17 protein-coding genes are annotated in these 15,919 nt (G+C 54.3%); 11 read left to right on the forward strand and 6 right to left on the reverse strand.

What is annotated here, in order from left to right; genetic code table 11:
- Nucleotides 1–51 precede the first annotated feature (51 nt).
- The 3 genes from KNP60_RS01060 to amyS all read left to right on the forward strand — a co-directional run bounded on the left by KNP60_RS01060 (nucleotide 52) and on the right by amyS (nucleotide 2,623).
- A complete protein-coding gene (locus KNP60_RS01060) occupies nucleotides 52–384 on the forward strand; it encodes a PadR family transcriptional regulator (RefSeq protein ID WP_214796623.1) in 333 nt (110 codons plus the stop codon).
- Complete coding sequence (locus KNP60_RS01065) at nucleotides 381–908, forward strand: DUF2812 domain-containing protein (protein ID WP_214796625.1); 528 nt, start codon at nucleotides 381–383, stop codon at nucleotides 906–908. The genes KNP60_RS01060 and KNP60_RS01065 overlap by 4 nt, the downstream gene beginning before the upstream one ends.
- A 197-nt stretch (nucleotides 909–1,105) precedes the next feature.
- Nucleotides 1,106–2,623, forward strand: a complete 1,518-nt coding sequence (amyS, locus tag KNP60_RS01070) for an alpha-amylase (RefSeq protein WP_251131319.1) — start codon at nucleotides 1,106–1,108, stop codon at nucleotides 2,621–2,623.
- A gap of 27 nt (nucleotides 2,624–2,650) precedes the next feature.
- Here amyS and KNP60_RS01075 read toward each other — a convergent pair whose 3' ends face one another.
- On the reverse strand, nucleotides 2,651–3,481 hold the full coding sequence (locus KNP60_RS01075) for a lipoate--protein ligase family protein (RefSeq protein ID WP_214796629.1): 831 nt from the start codon (nucleotides 3,479–3,481) through the stop codon (nucleotides 2,651–2,653).
- Between the two features lie 18 nt (nucleotides 3,482–3,499).
- Complete coding sequence (gene lipA, locus KNP60_RS01080) at nucleotides 3,500–4,399, reverse strand: lipoyl synthase (protein ID WP_332908964.1); 900 nt, start codon at nucleotides 4,397–4,399, stop codon at nucleotides 3,500–3,502.
- Nucleotides 4,400–4,726: 327 nt separating this feature from the next.
- Between lipA and KNP60_RS01085 the strand changes: the two genes are divergently transcribed.
- Entirely contained in the window at nucleotides 4,727–6,676 is a 1,950-nt protein-coding gene (locus KNP60_RS01085) for a glycoside hydrolase family 3 protein (protein ID WP_214796631.1), read from the forward strand.
- 40 nt (nucleotides 6,677–6,716) lie between these two features.
- Here KNP60_RS01085 and KNP60_RS01090 read toward each other — a convergent pair whose 3' ends face one another.
- Genes KNP60_RS01090 through KNP60_RS01100 form a run of 3 tightly spaced genes read right to left on the reverse strand, consistent with a single transcriptional unit; the run spans nucleotide 6,717 to nucleotide 8,762 of the window.
- Nucleotides 6,717–7,007: a hypothetical protein gene (locus KNP60_RS01090; protein ID WP_214796633.1), complete on the reverse strand. Its 291-nt coding sequence runs from the start codon at nucleotides 7,005–7,007 to the stop codon at nucleotides 6,717–6,719.
- Between the two features lie 56 nt (nucleotides 7,008–7,063).
- A complete protein-coding gene (locus KNP60_RS01095) occupies nucleotides 7,064–7,909 on the reverse strand; it encodes a DegV family protein (RefSeq protein WP_214796635.1) in 846 nt (281 codons plus the stop codon).
- A gap of 4 nt (nucleotides 7,910–7,913) precedes the next feature.
- On the reverse strand, nucleotides 7,914–8,762 hold the full coding sequence (locus KNP60_RS01100) for a lipoate--protein ligase family protein (protein WP_214796637.1): 849 nt from the start codon (nucleotides 8,760–8,762) through the stop codon (nucleotides 7,914–7,916).
- Nucleotides 8,763–8,862: 100 nt separating this feature from the next.
- Between KNP60_RS01100 and KNP60_RS01105 the strand changes: the two genes are divergently transcribed.
- The 3 genes from KNP60_RS01105 to KNP60_RS01115 all read left to right on the forward strand — a co-directional run bounded on the left by KNP60_RS01105 (nucleotide 8,863) and on the right by KNP60_RS01115 (nucleotide 12,212).
- Nucleotides 8,863–10,158, forward strand: a complete 1,296-nt coding sequence (locus KNP60_RS01105; RefSeq protein ID WP_214796639.1) for an HD domain-containing protein — start codon at nucleotides 8,863–8,865, stop codon at nucleotides 10,156–10,158.
- Between the two features lie 23 nt (nucleotides 10,159–10,181).
- Nucleotides 10,182–11,768: a Na/Pi cotransporter family protein gene (locus KNP60_RS01110; protein WP_214796641.1), complete on the forward strand. Its 1,587-nt coding sequence runs from the start codon at nucleotides 10,182–10,184 to the stop codon at nucleotides 11,766–11,768.
- Between the two features lie 132 nt (nucleotides 11,769–11,900).
- Complete coding sequence (locus KNP60_RS01115) at nucleotides 11,901–12,212, forward strand: hypothetical protein (RefSeq protein ID WP_214796643.1); 312 nt, start codon at nucleotides 11,901–11,903, stop codon at nucleotides 12,210–12,212.
- Between the two features lie 52 nt (nucleotides 12,213–12,264).
- Here the strand turns inward: KNP60_RS01115 and KNP60_RS01120 are convergent, their stop codons facing one another.
- The gene (locus KNP60_RS01120; RefSeq protein WP_012727443.1) at nucleotides 12,265–12,453 is read right to left on the reverse strand and encodes a 2-hydroxymuconate tautomerase; all 189 of its coding nucleotides are present in this window, start codon (nucleotides 12,451–12,453) and stop codon (nucleotides 12,265–12,267) included.
- 164 nt (nucleotides 12,454–12,617) lie between these two features.
- Here KNP60_RS01120 and ypfJ point away from each other — a divergent pair, with 164 nt between their 5' ends.
- From ypfJ to murQ, 4 genes are all read left to right on the forward strand, one after another.
- The gene (gene ypfJ, locus KNP60_RS01125; protein WP_034779359.1) at nucleotides 12,618–13,472 is read left to right on the forward strand and encodes a KPN_02809 family neutral zinc metallopeptidase; all 855 of its coding nucleotides are present in this window, start codon (nucleotides 12,618–12,620) and stop codon (nucleotides 13,470–13,472) included.
- 107 nt (nucleotides 13,473–13,579) lie between these two features.
- Complete coding sequence (locus KNP60_RS01130) at nucleotides 13,580–14,428, forward strand: MurR/RpiR family transcriptional regulator (protein WP_034779356.1); 849 nt, start codon at nucleotides 13,580–13,582, stop codon at nucleotides 14,426–14,428.
- Nucleotides 14,425–14,880 carry a GNAT family N-acetyltransferase gene (locus KNP60_RS01135; RefSeq protein WP_214796645.1) on the forward strand — a complete coding sequence of 152 codons (456 nt, stop codon included), beginning with the start codon at nucleotides 14,425–14,427 and terminating at the stop codon, nucleotides 14,878–14,880. The genes KNP60_RS01130 and KNP60_RS01135 overlap by 4 nt, the downstream gene beginning before the upstream one ends.
- 144 nt (nucleotides 14,881–15,024) lie before the next feature.
- Entirely contained in the window at nucleotides 15,025–15,918 is an 894-nt protein-coding gene (gene murQ / locus KNP60_RS01140) for an N-acetylmuramic acid 6-phosphate etherase (protein ID WP_214796647.1), read from the forward strand.
- Nucleotide 15,919 lies beyond the last annotated feature (1 nt).

Raw genomic sequence — 15,919 nt, forward strand, 5'->3', positions numbered from 1 at the left:
GATATATAGTGAGGGTAAGATATATCAATGAATGATATAGGAGGTGGCGGGATGCCACGTAATGACACGATTGAACTCGGAGAATTGACCGACAGCATGTTCTACATTCTCCTCGCCTTGACCGAGGCGCGTCACGGCTACTTGATTATGCAGTTCGTCGAGGAGTTGACGAAGGGGCGAATCAAGATTGGCCCGGCGTCGATGTATACGATTATCAAAAAGCTCGTGAACGCACAGCTCATCGAGCCGCTCGACGGGGACGGGAAGAAGAAGAGTTATGTGATTACGACCCAAGGCCGCGCACTCGTGGCCGAGGATTTGAAACGACGGCAAGCAATCGTTGACGATGCACGCTTCATTTTGGAAGGGGAGGGACACCGATGAAACGGAAATATATGTCGAGTTGGGGACTGGCGTTCGCCGAAGAGCGGGAAATGAAAAAGCTAGGGGAGATGGCAGCTCGTGGCTGGCATTTAGAGAAGTTCGCACCGCTCGGCTATACGCTCGTCGAAGGAGAGCCGATGGATGTACGCTACAGTCTCGATTACCGCCAACGGCCGGACGAAGATTACTTCGAGCTGTTCGCCGCGAGCGGTTGGGAACACGTGACATCGACCGGTGATGAGATTCATGTGTTCAAAGGTCGTCCGGATGCCATACCGCTTTACACCGATCAAACGACAACGCATGACAAATATGCGCAAGTCGAGCGGCAAATGGGAAAAGCCGCGCTCGTGTGCCTGGTCATTTCAATCGGGCTGATGCTGTTGCTCCAATTAAGTTGGTCGGGTACGGCCGAGGCGATCATCTGGATTGTCCAAACCCTCGTGGTGATCGGACTCGTCTTCACCGGACTCCCGTATCTCGGTTTCCTCGTGAAGCGAAAACGTTTGGAACGGAATGAATGACTAGGCGGATGGCACAAGCCATCCGTTTTGCTTTGGTCGACTGAACTATTCAAGAAAAAATAGTTAGGCGCAGAGAACTGTTTTATGGAAATCCTCTATTCAACCAAAATAGAATCGGGCATGATAATTAATGAAAGCGCTTGCATTCATTTTGAAGAGGAGGAACGGGCATGGGTAAAAGACGGAAAGGGTTAGCGATGACGGCTGGTGTCACCGCGATTGCACTGCTCGCCGGGCAACCGGTCGCACAGGCGGCGACGCCGCAAAACGGTACGATGATGCAGTACTTTGAATGGTATGTCCCGAACGACGGACTGCATTGGAACCGACTATCGAACGACTCGCAGCACTTGAAAGACATCGGGGTGACGACGGTGTGGATTCCGCCGGCGTATAAAGGCACGTCACAAAACGATGTCGGATACGGGGCGTACGATTTATACGATCTCGGTGAGTTCAACCAAAAAGGCACAATCCGGACGAAGTACGGCACGAAAGCCCAGCTCCAGACCGCTATCTCGAACTTGCGCGGCAAAGGCATCGGCGTCTACGGCGACGTCGTCATGAATCATAAGGGCGGGGCCGACTATACTGAAAGTGTCCAGGCGATCGAGGTCAATCCGTCGAACCGGAACCAAGAGACGTCCGGGGAGTACGGCATCTCGGCCTGGACCGGCTTCAATTTCGCGGGGCGCAACAATACATACTCGCCATTCAAATGGCGTTGGTACCATTTTGACGGGACCGATTGGGATCAGTCACGCAGCTTGAGCCGCATCTATAAGTTCAAGAGCACGGGCAAGGCGTGGGACACGGACGTGTCGAACGAGAACGGAAACTATGACTACCTCATGTACGCGGACGTTGACTTCGAACATCCCGAGGTCCGCCAAGAGATGAAGAACTGGGGCAAATGGTACGCCGACTCGCTCGGGCTCGACGGTTTCCGATTGGATGCGGTCAAGCATATCAGCCACTCGTACTTGAAGGAGTGGGTGACGAGCGTGCGCCAGACGACCGGGAAAGAGATGTTCACGGTCGCCGAGTACTGGAAGAACGATCTCGGTGCCATCAACGACTATCTGTACAAGACGGGCTACACGCACTCCGTCTTCGATGTGCCGCTCCATTACAACTTCCAAGCGGCCGGTAACGGCGGCGGGTATTACGATATGCGCAACATCTTGAAAGGCACCGTCACCGAGCAGCATCCGTCGCTGTCCGTGACGATTGTCGATAACCACGACTCACAACCAGGCCAGTCGCTCGAGTCGACGGTCGCCAACTGGTTCAAACCGCTCGCCTACGCGACGATCATGACGCGCGCTCAAGGTTATCCGGCCCTCTTCTACGGGGACTATTATGGCACGAAAGGGACGACGAACCGTGAGATCCCGAACATGTCGGGCACGCTCCAACCGATTCTGAAGGCACGGAAAGACTTCGCCTACGGGACGCAACATGACTATCTCGATCATCAGGACGTCATCGGCTGGACACGTGAAGGGGTGACCGACCGCGCCAAATCGGGTCTCGCGACAATCCTATCGGACGGTCCGGGCGGCTCGAAGTGGATGTACGTCGGCAAACAGAACGCCGGCGAGGTATGGAAAGACATGACGAACAACAACGCCCGTCTCGTCACAATCAATGCTGACGGCTGGGGCCAGTTCTTCGTCAACGGAGGTTCGGTCTCCATCTATACGCAACAATAAGAAAAAACGAGTCGCGAGACTCGTTTTTTAACGTTTCCAGACCCATTCGTCACTCTCGTACTTAGTGACGAGCTCCTGAATCTCTTGTTGTTGCGCTTCGTTGAACGTCAGCGGCTCGAACGTCAAATCGAACGCGTCGCGAAATCCGTCCGTGAACGCCGCCGCGACCTCGTCGAAGGCGACCGGTCGGCCGAGTGTCTCGTTCAAGGAGACGGCCTTGTCACCAAATCGGGCTTTCGCCTCCGCCTTCGCATCGGCCTCGAGATTGAAGCAGTCGAACAGGACGTCATCGTCAATCGACAATGGGATTGACCCGTGTTGCAAGACGGCGCCTTGGTGGCGCACTTGGGCGCTCCCGGCAATCTTTTTCCCGCCGACGGCGAGCTCGTAGTACGAAGCGGCGTCGAAACAGACGGCCGACTTTGGTTTTCGGAGTGCCTCGCGGTCTGCCTCGGTCAATGGTACCGAGAATTCGGCCGGGACGCCGAGCGCGTGGTAGCCGCGGCGCACCCCTTCGGTCAAGAGACGATAGCTCTCGATGACGTTCGTCGGCAAAGACGGCATCGTCTCAGGGAGAATGACGCTATACGTCAGCTCATCCGCGTGCAAGACGGCCCGCCCACCGGTCAAACGACGGACGACCGGGATGCCATTCGAGGTGAGCGCCTCGCGGTCGAGGTCGCGCGTCGCTCGTTGGAAGCGCCCGACGCTGATGGCGTGCGGGGCCCAGGCGTAAAAACGGAGTGTCGGTTTCATGTCGCCGCGTGCGACCCAGCCGGCGATGGCCTCGTCGATGGCCATATTCTCGGCCGGGGACAGCGGGGCGGTGTGAAGCAAATGCCATGTCGTTCCAGTCATATGTGTCTCTTCTTTCTCTTAGTCGATTGGCAACATCGTATGACGACGCGCCTTGTGGACTTGTTCGTCCGCATGATATGAAGAACGGACGAGCGGTCCGGCTTCACAGTGGGAGAAGCCTTTCGCCAACGCGATCTCTTTCAACTCGGCGAACTCATCTGGATGGTAATAGCGCTCGACGTCGAGGTGCTTCTTCGTCGGCTGTAAGTATTGGCCAAGCGTGAGGATATCGACGTGGTGGGCCCGCAGGTCATCCATCGCCTCAATCAACTCTTCGCGTGTCTCGCCGAGTCCGACCATGATCGACGACTTCGTCGGGATGTCCGGGTTCAGCTCTTTCGACCGTTTCAAAAATTCGAGCGTCCGGTCGTACGTCGCTTTGGCGCGGACTCTCGGCGTCAAACGGCGGACCGTCTCCAAGTTATGGTTCATGATGTCCGGTCCGGCATCGATGAGCGTCTGGAGCGCCGAGAAGTCACCCATCATATCGGACGGGAGCACTTCGATTGACGTCTCCGGATTCATGCTACGGACAGCGCGGACTGTCTCGGCGAATACCGTCGCTCCGTAGTCGTTCAAGTCGTCGCGGGCGACGGCCGTGATGACGACGTGCTTCAGGTTCATGAGGCGGACCGATTCGGCGACGCGTTTCGGTTCTTCCCAGTCGAGCTCGTTCGGCTTGCCTGTCGTGACGGCGCAGAAGCGGCAAGCCCGCGTACAGATACTTCCGAGAATCATGAACGTCGCGGTACGGCGGACGGCCCAACATTCATGGATGTTCGGACATTTCGCCTCTTCACAGACCGTATGTAGATTTTTCTCGCGCATCATCTTTTTGAGACCGGTGTATGTCTCGTTCGTGTTCAGTTTAATCTTTAACCATTCCGGCTTTCGTTTGATTTCCCCTCGTGCCAAGATGATTTCCCCCTTTGTGAAAGTTAACCCCTAACGGAATGAGTTTACCAAAGATGAGGACGAATTCGAACCAGCGAAATTATTGGCTTTGCCAATACAGGTCAGCTGTGTGTCAAAACAGAACATATATTTCAAAATGGTTACGCTTTCATGTGAAGTGTTGTTTCCCATTTTTTGAATTGCTATACTGACGTTGACCACCTGAATAAGGACCATATGTAACTGATACGATCAGGCATGGGGTGAACGAGCGTTGGTGAGGCAACGCTTCTTCCTCCATGCCTTTTTGTTTGGGGGTCGGGGAAACTTTCAAAAAGGAGTGGGGAAAACATGAACAAAGCACTGAACTGGACGGCGACACTGGGGCTAACGACAGCACTACTCGTCTCATCGGTCCCGATGGCGAACGCGGTCGTGGCAGAGGAGACGCCGGCCCCGTCGATTGAGCAGCGTGTCGACGCCAAGCTCGATTCGATGACGCTTGAACAAAAGCTCGGCCAAATGATCATGCCAGACTTCCGATTATGGAACGGGGCAAACCATACGGCGCTCGCAACAGACGTGGCGCGTGTCGTCGATCGGTTTGATCTCGGGGGTGTCATCTTGTTCGCGGAAAACGTGACTGAGACCGAACAGACGACGAAACTCGTCCACGACCTCCAAGAAGTCGTCAAACAAGACGAAAGCAACGACGTGCCGCTCTTCATCACGATCGACCAAGAGGGTGGGATCGTGACACGTCTCGGAACGGGCACGAACTTGCCAGGCAACATGGCACTCGGGGCGACACGGAGCAGCCAGTACGCATACGACGCGGGGAATATCATCGGTTCGGAGTTGAACGCGCTCGGGGTGAACGTCAACTTCGGTCCGGTGCTAGACGTCAACAACAACCCGGCCAACCCGGTCATCGGCGTACGCTCGTTCTCGAGCGACCCAGAACTCGTCGGTGAGCTCGGCTCGGCGATGACACAAGGAATTCAAGACCAGGGTGTCGCCGCGACGGCGAAGCATTTCCCAGGTCATGGTGACACGGCGGTCGACTCGCATTACGGACTTCCGATCGTCGACAAATCGCTCGAAGACTTGCGTGGGCTCGAACTGTTACCGTTCAAACGGGCCATCACCGAAGGCATCGACATGATTATGACGGCGCACATCGGCATGCCACAAATTGAGGATGAGGTCGTGAACTCGCCACGCGGAACGTTCCCGCTACCAGCGACGTTGTCGGACGATGTCATCACCGGCGTCTTGCGTGAAGAGATGGGCTATGACGGAATCGTCGTCACGGACGCCTTGAACATGCAAGCGATTGCCGATAACTTCACGGAAGCCGAAGCGGTCATCAAGACGTTCGAGGCGGGCGTGGATATCGCGCTCATGCCGACGATTTTACGGTCGAACGCGGACGTCGTGAAGCTCGAGACGATCTTTGACGACGTCATCGCGGCCGTCGAAGACGGACGCCTGTCAGAAGAGAAGATCGATGCAGCGGTCGAGCGCATTTTGACGCTCAAAGCGAAACGTGGTATTTGGGACGAGTCGGTCGACACGACGACGCTCGAAGCGAAGCTCGCCGAGGCGAATGCGGTCGTCGGAAGTGCCGAGCATAAAGCGAAAGAACGTGAAATCGCCGAGGCGGCGGTCACGCTCGTGAAGAACGACGACAAGACGCTTCCGTTCAAACCGAAAAGAGGTGAGACGGTCCTCGTCTTGTCGCCGGCGAAAGACCAGACGGACAGCATGATCAAAACGATCAAGTCACTCGAGAAAAATGCCGGCAACATGAAAGACGTGAACGTCATCGCCGCGAACTATACGGCATCGACGAAACACTTGGATCAAAACCCGGTATTGAAAGAAAAACTCGACGCGGCCGACTATATCATCGTCGGCTCGAACGTGAACAACAGCGCCAAGCTGAAATCGACGTCGGCGGACAACTACGTGCCGGCCGAAGTGTTCCGTTACGCGAACGAGACGGGCAAGAAGTCAGTCTTGCTCAGCCTGCGTAACCCGTATGATGTGGCGGTTCAACCAGATGCACCGGCCCAGCTTATCATCTACGGCTTCAAAGGTGACCCGAACGGACCGGATTCAGAGGCGGGCAATGCCAAATCGGCAGGACCGAACCTCCCGGCCGGCATTCGTGCCATCTTCGGTGAAGTGAAACCGACGGGCAAACTCCCAGTCGACGTACCCACGTTCGAGAACGGCGTGTTCGGCGACGATCTCCACCTTGAATTCGGTGACGGATTCCGCAACTGGAATAAATGAACAAAAAACCGCGAGCGCCCATGAGGGTGCTCGCGGTTTGTCATTTGAATAACGTATCAAGGATGGCGTAGTTGACGGTTTCGAACTCGCGGTCACGGAGACCGTGTCCTTGTTCCAAATTAAAACTGTAAACGACATGCATGACACCATCGCGTCGTTTGACAAAAAAGTCGTACATGATGTCCGGTTCATCAACTAACGTGACATGGAACATGGTACCGAATTGAGTGATACTGGCATGCGATGAATAAGACGAATCAGAAAGTGCATGATGTTGCTGCAAATAATTCTGAAGAAACCGTCGTTTGTTGGCTTCATCGATGTGAAACAACGCATATGCTCCAATAATTAGGAATAATCCGATTGTGAGCCAAACGCGCCGTTTCTTCACGCCTCAAAATAGCCGACGACGAGAAGGCCTGGGCCTGTGTGCGCCCCGATGGCCGAACCGACGATCGTCTTCGTGACGCTCGCCGGGTTCACATGTTCCCGTAACAACGCCTCGAACTGATCGGCTTTGACCGGGTCGTCCCCGTGACCGATGAAGATATGCCCACCCTCGACGAGCGGTTTCGCCTCGGTCATCCACTCGACGATGCGGCGTAACACTTTCTTGTGACCGCGCACCTTCTCGATTGGGACGAGTTTGCCGTCTTCGACTGTCAAAAGCGGTAAAATTGTCAACAAATCCCCGATGAACGCGCTCGCTTTCGAGACACGGCCGCCGCGCATCAAATACTCGAGCGATTCGACCGTGAACAAATGCCGGATTTTGCCGACGAGCGACGTCGCGTAGGCGACCGTCTCTTCATACGTATGATCTTGGCCATATTCAGCGACCGTCTTGACGAACAATCCTTGGCCGACGGAGGCGGCACGCGTATCGAGAATATGGAACGTGCTGTTCGGGTATTCTTCTTTAAGTAGGTTTCCGACCATGACGGCCGTCTGATAGGTGCCTGAAAGCTCACCGGAGAAGGCGAGGTACAGGAACGGGATTTCCGATTCGAGATGTTGACGGAAACATTGTTCGAGGCGGGCCGCCTCGATTTGGAACGTCTTCGGCGTCTTCCCGGCACGCATCGCGTCGTACACGTCTTTCGGTTGAATCGTCTCACCGTCTAAAAATTCGTCGTTGTCGATGACGACACCGAGCGGTAGCATTTCGAGACCGTACTCGACGACCTGGTCTTGGGTCAAATCGGCGCCGGTATCGGTTATGATTTTAAACATGCGGTCACTCCTCTATTAATTGTTGTTCAATCTCACGAATCGGTTCATTGCGCTTCCACATCCGGTCGAGCTGGGTCACGAGCGTCGCCTGCTCGTCCGCGTCGAGAGTGCCAGGTATGAGCCGGCTCACGTCACTAAGGACGGTGTAGGCGCGGCGCAACACGTCATCGACGGTGAGCGGGATACCGAGCAAGTCCTCGAGTGACGCCATCGTCTCAGGGACGATGGCCGGGTAGGTGAATTTTGTCGCTTCGCCTTGGATGGCGCGCTCATAAAAATCACGGATGAGGGCGGCGCGTTCGCTCCCGCTCTTGCGGACGCTCAAATAAATTTGGACGGCGACACCGCCACGGACACGGCGCTGTGAGATGCCGGCGAACTTCTTGCCGCCGATGGATAAGTCGAAACTGCCGGGGCAGTAAGACCCAACGATTTCGCCAGCGACAATGTCTGTCGTCACGTCTTGAAACATGAGTTGGATGAGCGACGTCATCGCCTCGTAGCCGCTATCGATTTGAATCCCGTCTTTCTCGGGTAAAATCAAAGATAAGTTCAACACGTCCGCGTCTAAGACGACGGCCAGTCCTCCTGAATTGCGGACGACGGGACGGAAGCCGTGTTCATGTAGAAAACGGATGCCGTCTGACAAGTGAGGCAGGCGGGCGTCTTGAATCCCGAGCACGACCGTGTTTAGATGAACCCAGGACCTGAGGACGGCACCAGACGTCGCGGTCGACGCACAGAGCGTATCGTCCGTCGCGAACGATTGCTCGGCTTGGAACGCCGGACCGAGCGAAGACTGGTCAATGACACGGTAGGTCGGTTGTCGTAATAATGGATGGGTCATATACATAATTCCTTTTCAATAAATAATTTCCTCCCCATTATAGCATGGGAGGAACCACGCGCTAGAAGTCGAATCCAATCATTAATGAAATGTAGGGGGCAACGTCATGTACACGTCACGAGGTCAATTATCGGGGTCGAAAGTGTTCAAAGATCCGGTTCACCGCTATATATATGTCTATGATCATCTCGTCTGGGAATTGATCAACACGAAAGAGTTTCAGCGCTTGCGGCGCATCAAACAGCTCGGGACGTCGTTTTTGACGTTCCATGGTGCCGAACATACCCGGTTCCATCATTCGCTCGGCGTCTATGAGATCGCGCGGCAGCTGATCGACCAATTCCACGAGTATCCAGAGTGGGACGACCGCAACCGGGAGCTGTTGCTCGCAGCGGCGCTCCTGCACGATGTCGGCCATGGTCCGTTCTCACACGCGTTCGAGCACGTCTTCGCCGTTCGCCACGAGGTATGGACCGAACGAATCATCCTCGGCGACACGGAAGTGAACAAAGTGCTGTCGGAGATGGGCGTTGGTTTCCCGGAAGAAGTAGCGGCCATCATCAATAAGACGCACCCGAACCGCTTGCTCGTCAATATACTGAGCTCGCAGCTCGATGTCGACCGGATGGACTATCTGCTCCGCGACGCCCATTTCGCCGGTGTCAGTTATGGGAAGTTCGATCTTGAGCGGATGTTGCGAGTGCTGCGTCCCGATGAAGATCAAGTCGTCGTCAAACAGTCGGGGATGCATACGATTGAGGACTATATCATGCGCCGCTATCAAATGTATTGGCAAGTCTACTTGCATCCGGCGACGCGATCGAGCGATTTATTGCTCAAAGCCGTGCTCGAGCGGGCGCAAGAGCTGTACGAGTCAGGCTACGCCTTCGAGATGACGCCGAAGCATTTCTTGCCGATTTTTAACCATGAAGACATGACGCTCGAGCATTACTTGAAGCTTGATGAGACAATCGTCTATTTCTATTTCCAAGAATGGATGGACGAGGCGGACCCGATTTTGGCCGATCTCGCGAGCCGGTTCGTCAACCGCCGCCTGTTGAAGTATAAGAATTTCCCGGAAGCGAACCGCGTCCGCTACATGGACCGCTTGCGTTCGACGATGGAGTCAATCGGGTTGCCGACCCGCTACTACTTACTCGAGGACCAGCTCAGTCAACTGCCGTACGACTTGTATAAAGGGCACGGGACATACGAAGGCATCTATCTCAAGATGAATGAAGGCGACCGCCGGGAAATTTCGGAAGTGTCGATGCTCGTCCAATCGATTTTGAACTCGCGCCAGTCAGATGAGAAAATCTATTATCCTGAGGACGTGCTCCTCAATTTGAAAGATTACGCGTCAGAAAAAACATGGATGTTGTCAACGTTACGGGGAGAGTGAATCGTTGAAAAGGAAGTGACACCATGGGGATTGGCACATTGGTCGGCGGGGTCGGGATTTTCTTGCTCGGGATGATGCTGTTGACGGATACGTTGAAAAACATGGCCGGGGAGCGGCTCCGGCAACGATTGAATCGCTTGGCTGAAGGACCTGTTTCGGGTGCCTTTCTCGGAGCGACGATGACGACGTTGTTTCAGTCCTCGACCGTGACGACGCTCATGACAATCAGTTTTGTCAGTGCCGGCCTGCTGACGTTCACCCAAGCGCTCACACTCGTCATCGGAGCGAACGCGGGTAGCGCGACGACCGGATGGATCGTGGCGCTCTTAGGTTATAACGTCGATATCCGCGAGCTGTTGCTCCCGCTCATCGGGGTCGGCATGGCGCTGCGCTTGATTGGGCGGCGCGTCAAACGCATCGGCATGCTCATGGTCGGACTTGGCCTCATTTTTGTCGGCATCGGAACGCTCCAAGAGGCGATGCGGGAAGTTGTCACGTTCTCGTTCGCCAGTTGGGAAGCGGACACACCGCTCCACCAACTTGCGCTTCTCGGTACGGGCCTGTTGATGACTGTTTTATTGCAGTCTTCAAGCATCGGTCTCGTCTTGACGATGACGGCGCTCGCGACTGATACGGTCACCCTTGCCCAAGCGTGTCTGCTCGTCTTAGGGCAAAGTGCCGGTACAAGTCTCGTCGTCGCGCTCGGGTCGATCGGAGGCTGGAAGTCGGCCCGCCGCATCGTCTTGGCGCACGTGCTCGTCCACGGCTCGATTTTACTTATCGGCTGGCTAACCTTTCCGCTCTTGTTCGGCGTCGTCAACGGTGTGGCCGACCGTCTCAATTGGAATGAACTGTTGCGGCTCGCCTTGTTCCACACGTCGTTCCACCTGCTCGGTGTGTTCACGTTTTTGCCGTTCCACGAGGCGTTCAGCCGTCGGTTGCTGAAGTGGGTCCCGAGCCGGGCGGAGAAGCTGACCCGGTTCTTGAACCCGAACATGGCCCGCATCCCGACGGTCGCGCTCGAAGCGGCCCGACGTTCGTTGATTGAAATCGAGCGTTATCTCGCCAAAGAGACGAAACTGTTGCTAGCGGAAGGACGAAAGCGCGACGACGAGCTCCAACTCGTGGAGAAGACGCTCGGGGACGTGCGTGTCTTTTTGAGCACGATTCAATTGGAGGAAGGGCGGGGCCGCAACGACTATGGGCAACACTTGTCGCTGCTTCACACGATCGATCACTTGGAGCGGTGGCTGTTCGTCATGCGTGAAGTCGACCCGGTCGACGCCCTTCGGGATACAGACTTCCTGGTCGCGCGCCAGCTCGTCTTGCATGAACTCGACATGTTGGAGACGCTCAACCATCACACGCCCCCGGAAGAGTCTCGGCAGTGGAAGACGGCCTCGAAACAGCTCGCCGAATATCGAAAAGCACACCGGGCCGAACTGCTCGAGGAGACGGCGGCCAATCAGCTTGAGATGGACCAAACGATTCAAAAGGTGCAAGCTCTCCTCTGGCTCGATCGGATTGGCTATCACATTTGGCGGGCGACGCGTCATCTCATTAAACCGACCGTCCCGAGCGAGCGGTTTGAAGTGAATCTGGAAGACTGACCACATTTGTAAAAATACATCCAACATTTATTATGTAATTGAAAATATAAACCAAAAAAATAAAAATCCAAACACTTTTAACATCTATATTTGTATAATGATTGTACATTAGACATTATGGGAGGATTTTTTATGCCATTTAGAAAACCTGTTTCAACAATGGGCGGATTGAATTTTTGGAGTAATGTTCAACAAAATGAGCACTTTGTCATGCAAAAACACAAAACTGGGCTCTGGCCATATAAATTCCGTATTTTAATGAGAGCAACGTCTAAAGAAATTGCCAATGCGAATGATTTAGAAACGATTCAATATGATTGGAGATTCCTTGAGACTAATGCGGTTCCACGGATTGATGAGAGCGGCTTTTTAGAAATCACTAAAGTCGAAACAATCGTAGAAGATTTGATTATAAAAACTATTTCTAATAAAATGCCGTTTTGAGGTAAAAAGAATGCCATGTCCACAACAGGGACATGGCATTCTTTTTACCTCATTACTTCTTGTCCGCGTGCATAACGCCAGCTTGACCGTAGTGCGTCGCGTCCATTTCTTCGATGAAGACGGTGATGTTTTCTTTCGGGGCGTTCGTCGTCTCCGAGACGGCGTCCGTCACTTTTTCAATCAAGGCACGTTTTTGTTCGACCGTGCGGCCTGGGAGCATTTTAACAGTTACGTATGGCATAACATTTCCTCCTTTTAGTTCGTTCCCTTTCATTCTAGTGAAAGGTGGGGCGGGTGGAAAGCAGAAAATCGATTGAGCGGACGGTACAAAGAAAAAATGCAGGTGCGAAATATGTGAAAACGGGGTAAGGAACAAGACAGACTAGACGTAGGAGGAACAGGCGGATGAAATGGAAGGGTAGACAAGCAAGTCGTAACGTCGAAGATCGACGGGGACAACGTGTCGGAGGGAAAGGGATTGCCGGGATTGGCGGAGGCTTCGGTCTCATCTTGGTCATCGTCTTCACGTTGCTGAACGGGGGCAATCCGGCAGACATTGTCAACAACATCGGGATCGGCGAACCACAGTCGTCCGAGACGTATCAAGGGTCGGCACGGGAAGAAGAGATGGCGGACTTCGTGTCGGTCGTGCTAAGGGATACCGAGGAAGTATGGACCGATATATTCGCAGAGAACGGATTGACGTATCGGGAACCGACGCTCGTCTTGTATAAAGACCAGGTTGAATCTGCCTGCGGTATCGCAGGATCAGCTGTCGGACCGTTCTACTGTCCCGGTGACCAAAAACTATACATCGATTTAAGTTTCTATGATGAACTCAGTCAACGTTTCAACGCACCGGGTGACTTCGCGATGGCGTATGTCGTCGCCCACGAAGTCGGCCACCACGTCCAGACGTTGCTCGGCACGACCGATGAGATCATGCCGCTCCGTAACGAGATGAGTGAGACCGAGTTCAATAAATATTTGGTCCGCTTCGAGCTTCAGGCCGATTATTATGCGGGTGTCTGGGCCCACCACGCCCAAGGCATGGGCTACCTCGAGGCCGGGGATGTCGAAGAGGCGATGAACGCGGCGCATCAAATTGGGGATGACACGCTTCAAAAACAGGCACGCGGCTATGTGACGCCAGACTCGTTCACCCATGGGACGTCCGAACAGCGGAAACGCTGGTTCGACAAAGGGTTCCAAAACGGGACGATTCAAGGCGGCGATACGTTCAATGCCAAAAACTTATAACGATCAGGTCAAGCTTCGGCTTGGCCTTTTTCATATCCAAGTTGGCTTGTGCAGAAAGAATCCGCTATCATGGAAACAGAAACTAGAAGTAGGAAGGGGATGACCCGATGGAATCCTTACTCAAAAAAATCGAACTCGCTAAAAGTGAGATGACGTCTGTCGAGAAGAAAATCGCAGACTATATTTTGACCCACTCGACGCTCGTTCCGAACATGACGACGAAAGAACTTGCTCAAAAGACGGATGTGTCAGAGGCGAGTATCGTCCGGTTCGCCCGCGTCGTCGGCATCGACAGCTTCAAGGCGTTCAAGCTCGCCCTCGTCAAAGACTTGGCCATCACCGAGACGACGCTCACTGACTTCAACGTGTTACAGCAGAAAGATACACCGTACGATTCGTTTCAAAAAGTCATCCATGTGAACAAGATGGCGATTGAGGCGTGCGCCGAGGCGATGGACAAACGCGAGCTCGAGCATGCGATCGATACGTTCGCCCGAGCGAACCGGGTCGTGTTTTATGGGGTCGGCGGTTCGTCGACGGCGGCGTACGACGCCCAGTACAAATTCACGAAACTCGGCTATGCGGCCCAGACGTCGCAAGACTTCCATTACATGTTGTCACTCATCCCGCATCTCGGACCGAACGACGTCTTCGTCGCCATCAGCACGTCGGGTCGGACGAAAGACGTGCTCGAACTCGTCCGCTTCGCCAAGAAGAAAGGGGTGCCGGTCGTCGCCATCACGGACCTCGATAAATCTCCGCTCTATCGGGAGGCGGACGTCCGTCTTTGCACGCCGAGCGTCGAACGTGATTTCCGGATCGCGAGCATTGCTTCACGGATGACCCAGTTGACGATCATCGATACGCTCTATATGGGTCTGTTGCACCGGAAAGGCGAAAGTTTGATTGACCGTTACGCCGAGGCGCGTGACGAGATGGTGAAGTTGCGCCGATGATTCACGTTTATGATGCGACGTGGCGCGACAAGGTCGCGGCGTTCTTGTTGCGGCAGTCGGCGTTCGCGAGCTTGAACGGACAGACGCCTGAAGCGTTTCGGGACGAGAATTTGACCGACTTTGAAGCCGAAGGGACCGTCAGCCTCGTCTTTGAAGAAGGGGACGTCATCGCGGTCGCTGATTTGTTGAAAGAACATCCAGTCGACGGATCGCTCTGGCTCGGCCTGTTCGTCGTCGACGAGCGATTTCATGGTACCGGCGTCGCGCAACGGCTGTATGAGCAACTTGAACAGGAATATATGCGCCCTTTCCAGACGGTGTTTCGGCTCGGTGTCTTGCCGCACAATGAACGGGCACATCACTTTTGGGAACGACAAGGTTATGTGTACGAAAAAGATTCCGTCACGGCACGGGGCGACCAAGTCCACGTGATGAAGAAACTGGTCGAATGAAGGGCTCGGTCCGCTATGGGCTGGGCTTTTTCTATGGACTGGGCGGCATCCTCATTCCTTTTATGAAATTTTATTTCCTTATTTTTTTAAATAAGTTTGACTTTTAATTTCAAGTTAGTACAATGAAATCAGAGAGAAGAAAGGATGGTGGCGATGTTAGACAAACTGGCTACTGAAAGACGGAATGAACGAACGATGCACTTGGACGAGATGGCGGTTGAGGAGTTCCTCGCCGTGATGAACGAGGAAGATCAATCGGTCCCCCACGTCATTAAAGAAGAGCTATCGGTCATTGCCGAAGTGACGAAGCGTGCCATCGCATCCTTCAAACAAGGCGGGCGTTTGATTTATATCGGCGCAGGGACGAGCGGACGGCTCGGTATCTTGGATGCGGCAGAATGTGTGCCGACGTTCGGCGTATCACCGGACATGGTCGTCGGACTCATCGCCGGAGGCGAGCGTGCGCTCATCAAAGCCGTCGAGGGAGCAGAAGACAGCAAGGATTTGGCAGTCAATGATTTGAAAGCGCTTCACTTGGGCGAGAAGGACACGGTCGTCGGAATCGCCGCGAGCGGCCGGACACCGTACGTCATCGGCGGGCTCGATTACGCCCGTGAAGTCGGGGCGACGACAGCTGCGTTATCATGTAACAAAGGATCAAAAATCAGCGACCACGCCGAGTATAAAATCGAGGTCGAGACGGGACCGGAAGTGTTGACCGGTTCGACCCGTTTGAAAGCAGGGACGGCGCAAAAACTCGTCCTCAACATGATTTCGACGGCGTCGATGATTGGGGTAGGGAAAGTGTATCAAAACCTGATGGTCGACGTGCAGCCGACGAACGAGAAGTTGGAAGTGCGGGCCAAACGGATGATTGCGGAAGCGACAGGGGTCGACGAACAGACGGCCGCGCGTTATTTTGATTCATCCGGTGGGCACGTCAAGACGGCGATCGTCATGATTTTAGCCGATGTCCCGCATGCGGAGGCAGTCGAGCGATTAGAGCGTGCGAACGGATTCGTCCGTGACGCATTATAAG

This window comes from Exiguobacterium sp. s5 (genome assembly GCF_018618075.1).
Classification (GTDB): Bacteria; Bacillota; Bacilli; order Exiguobacteriales; family Exiguobacteriaceae; genus Exiguobacterium; species Exiguobacterium mexicanum_A.

Bases quoted from the DNA above. Each gene is read 5' to 3' on its own strand.
- KNP60_RS01060 (WP_214796623.1), top strand. From the start codon at position 52: ATGCCACGTAATGACACGATTGAACTCGGAGAATTGACCGACAGCATG.
- KNP60_RS01065 (WP_214796625.1), top strand. From the start codon at position 381: ATGAAACGGAAATATATGTCGAGTTGGGGACTGGCGTTCGCCGAAGAG.
- amyS (WP_251131319.1), top strand. From the start codon at position 1,106: ATGACGGCTGGTGTCACCGCGATTGCACTGCTCGCCGGGCAACCGGTC.
- KNP60_RS01075 (WP_214796629.1), bottom strand. From the start codon at position 3,481: ATGACTGGAACGACATGGCATTTGCTTCACACCGCCCCGCTGTCCCCG.
- KNP60_RS01085 (WP_214796631.1), top strand. From the start codon at position 4,727: ATGAACAAAGCACTGAACTGGACGGCGACACTGGGGCTAACGACAGCA.
- KNP60_RS01095 (WP_214796635.1), bottom strand. From the start codon at position 7,909: ATGTTTAAAATCATAACCGATACCGGCGCCGATTTGACCCAAGACCAG.
- KNP60_RS01100 (WP_214796637.1), bottom strand. From the start codon at position 8,762: ATGTATATGACCCATCCATTATTACGACAACCGACCTACCGTGTCATT.
- KNP60_RS01105 (WP_214796639.1), top strand. From the start codon at position 8,863: ATGTACACGTCACGAGGTCAATTATCGGGGTCGAAAGTGTTCAAAGAT.
- KNP60_RS01110 (WP_214796641.1), top strand. From the start codon at position 10,182: ATGGGGATTGGCACATTGGTCGGCGGGGTCGGGATTTTCTTGCTCGGG.
- KNP60_RS01115 (WP_214796643.1), top strand. From the start codon at position 11,901: ATGCCATTTAGAAAACCTGTTTCAACAATGGGCGGATTGAATTTTTGG.
- KNP60_RS01120 (WP_012727443.1), bottom strand. From the start codon at position 12,453: ATGCCATACGTAACTGTTAAAATGCTCCCAGGCCGCACGGTCGAACAA.
- ypfJ (WP_034779359.1), top strand. From the start codon at position 12,618: ATGAAATGGAAGGGTAGACAAGCAAGTCGTAACGTCGAAGATCGACGG.
- KNP60_RS01130 (WP_034779356.1), top strand. From the start codon at position 13,580: ATGGAATCCTTACTCAAAAAAATCGAACTCGCTAAAAGTGAGATGACG.
- KNP60_RS01135 (WP_214796645.1), top strand. From the start codon at position 14,425: ATGATTCACGTTTATGATGCGACGTGGCGCGACAAGGTCGCGGCGTTC.
- murQ (WP_214796647.1), top strand. From the start codon at position 15,025: ATGGTGGCGATGTTAGACAAACTGGCTACTGAAAGACGGAATGAACGA.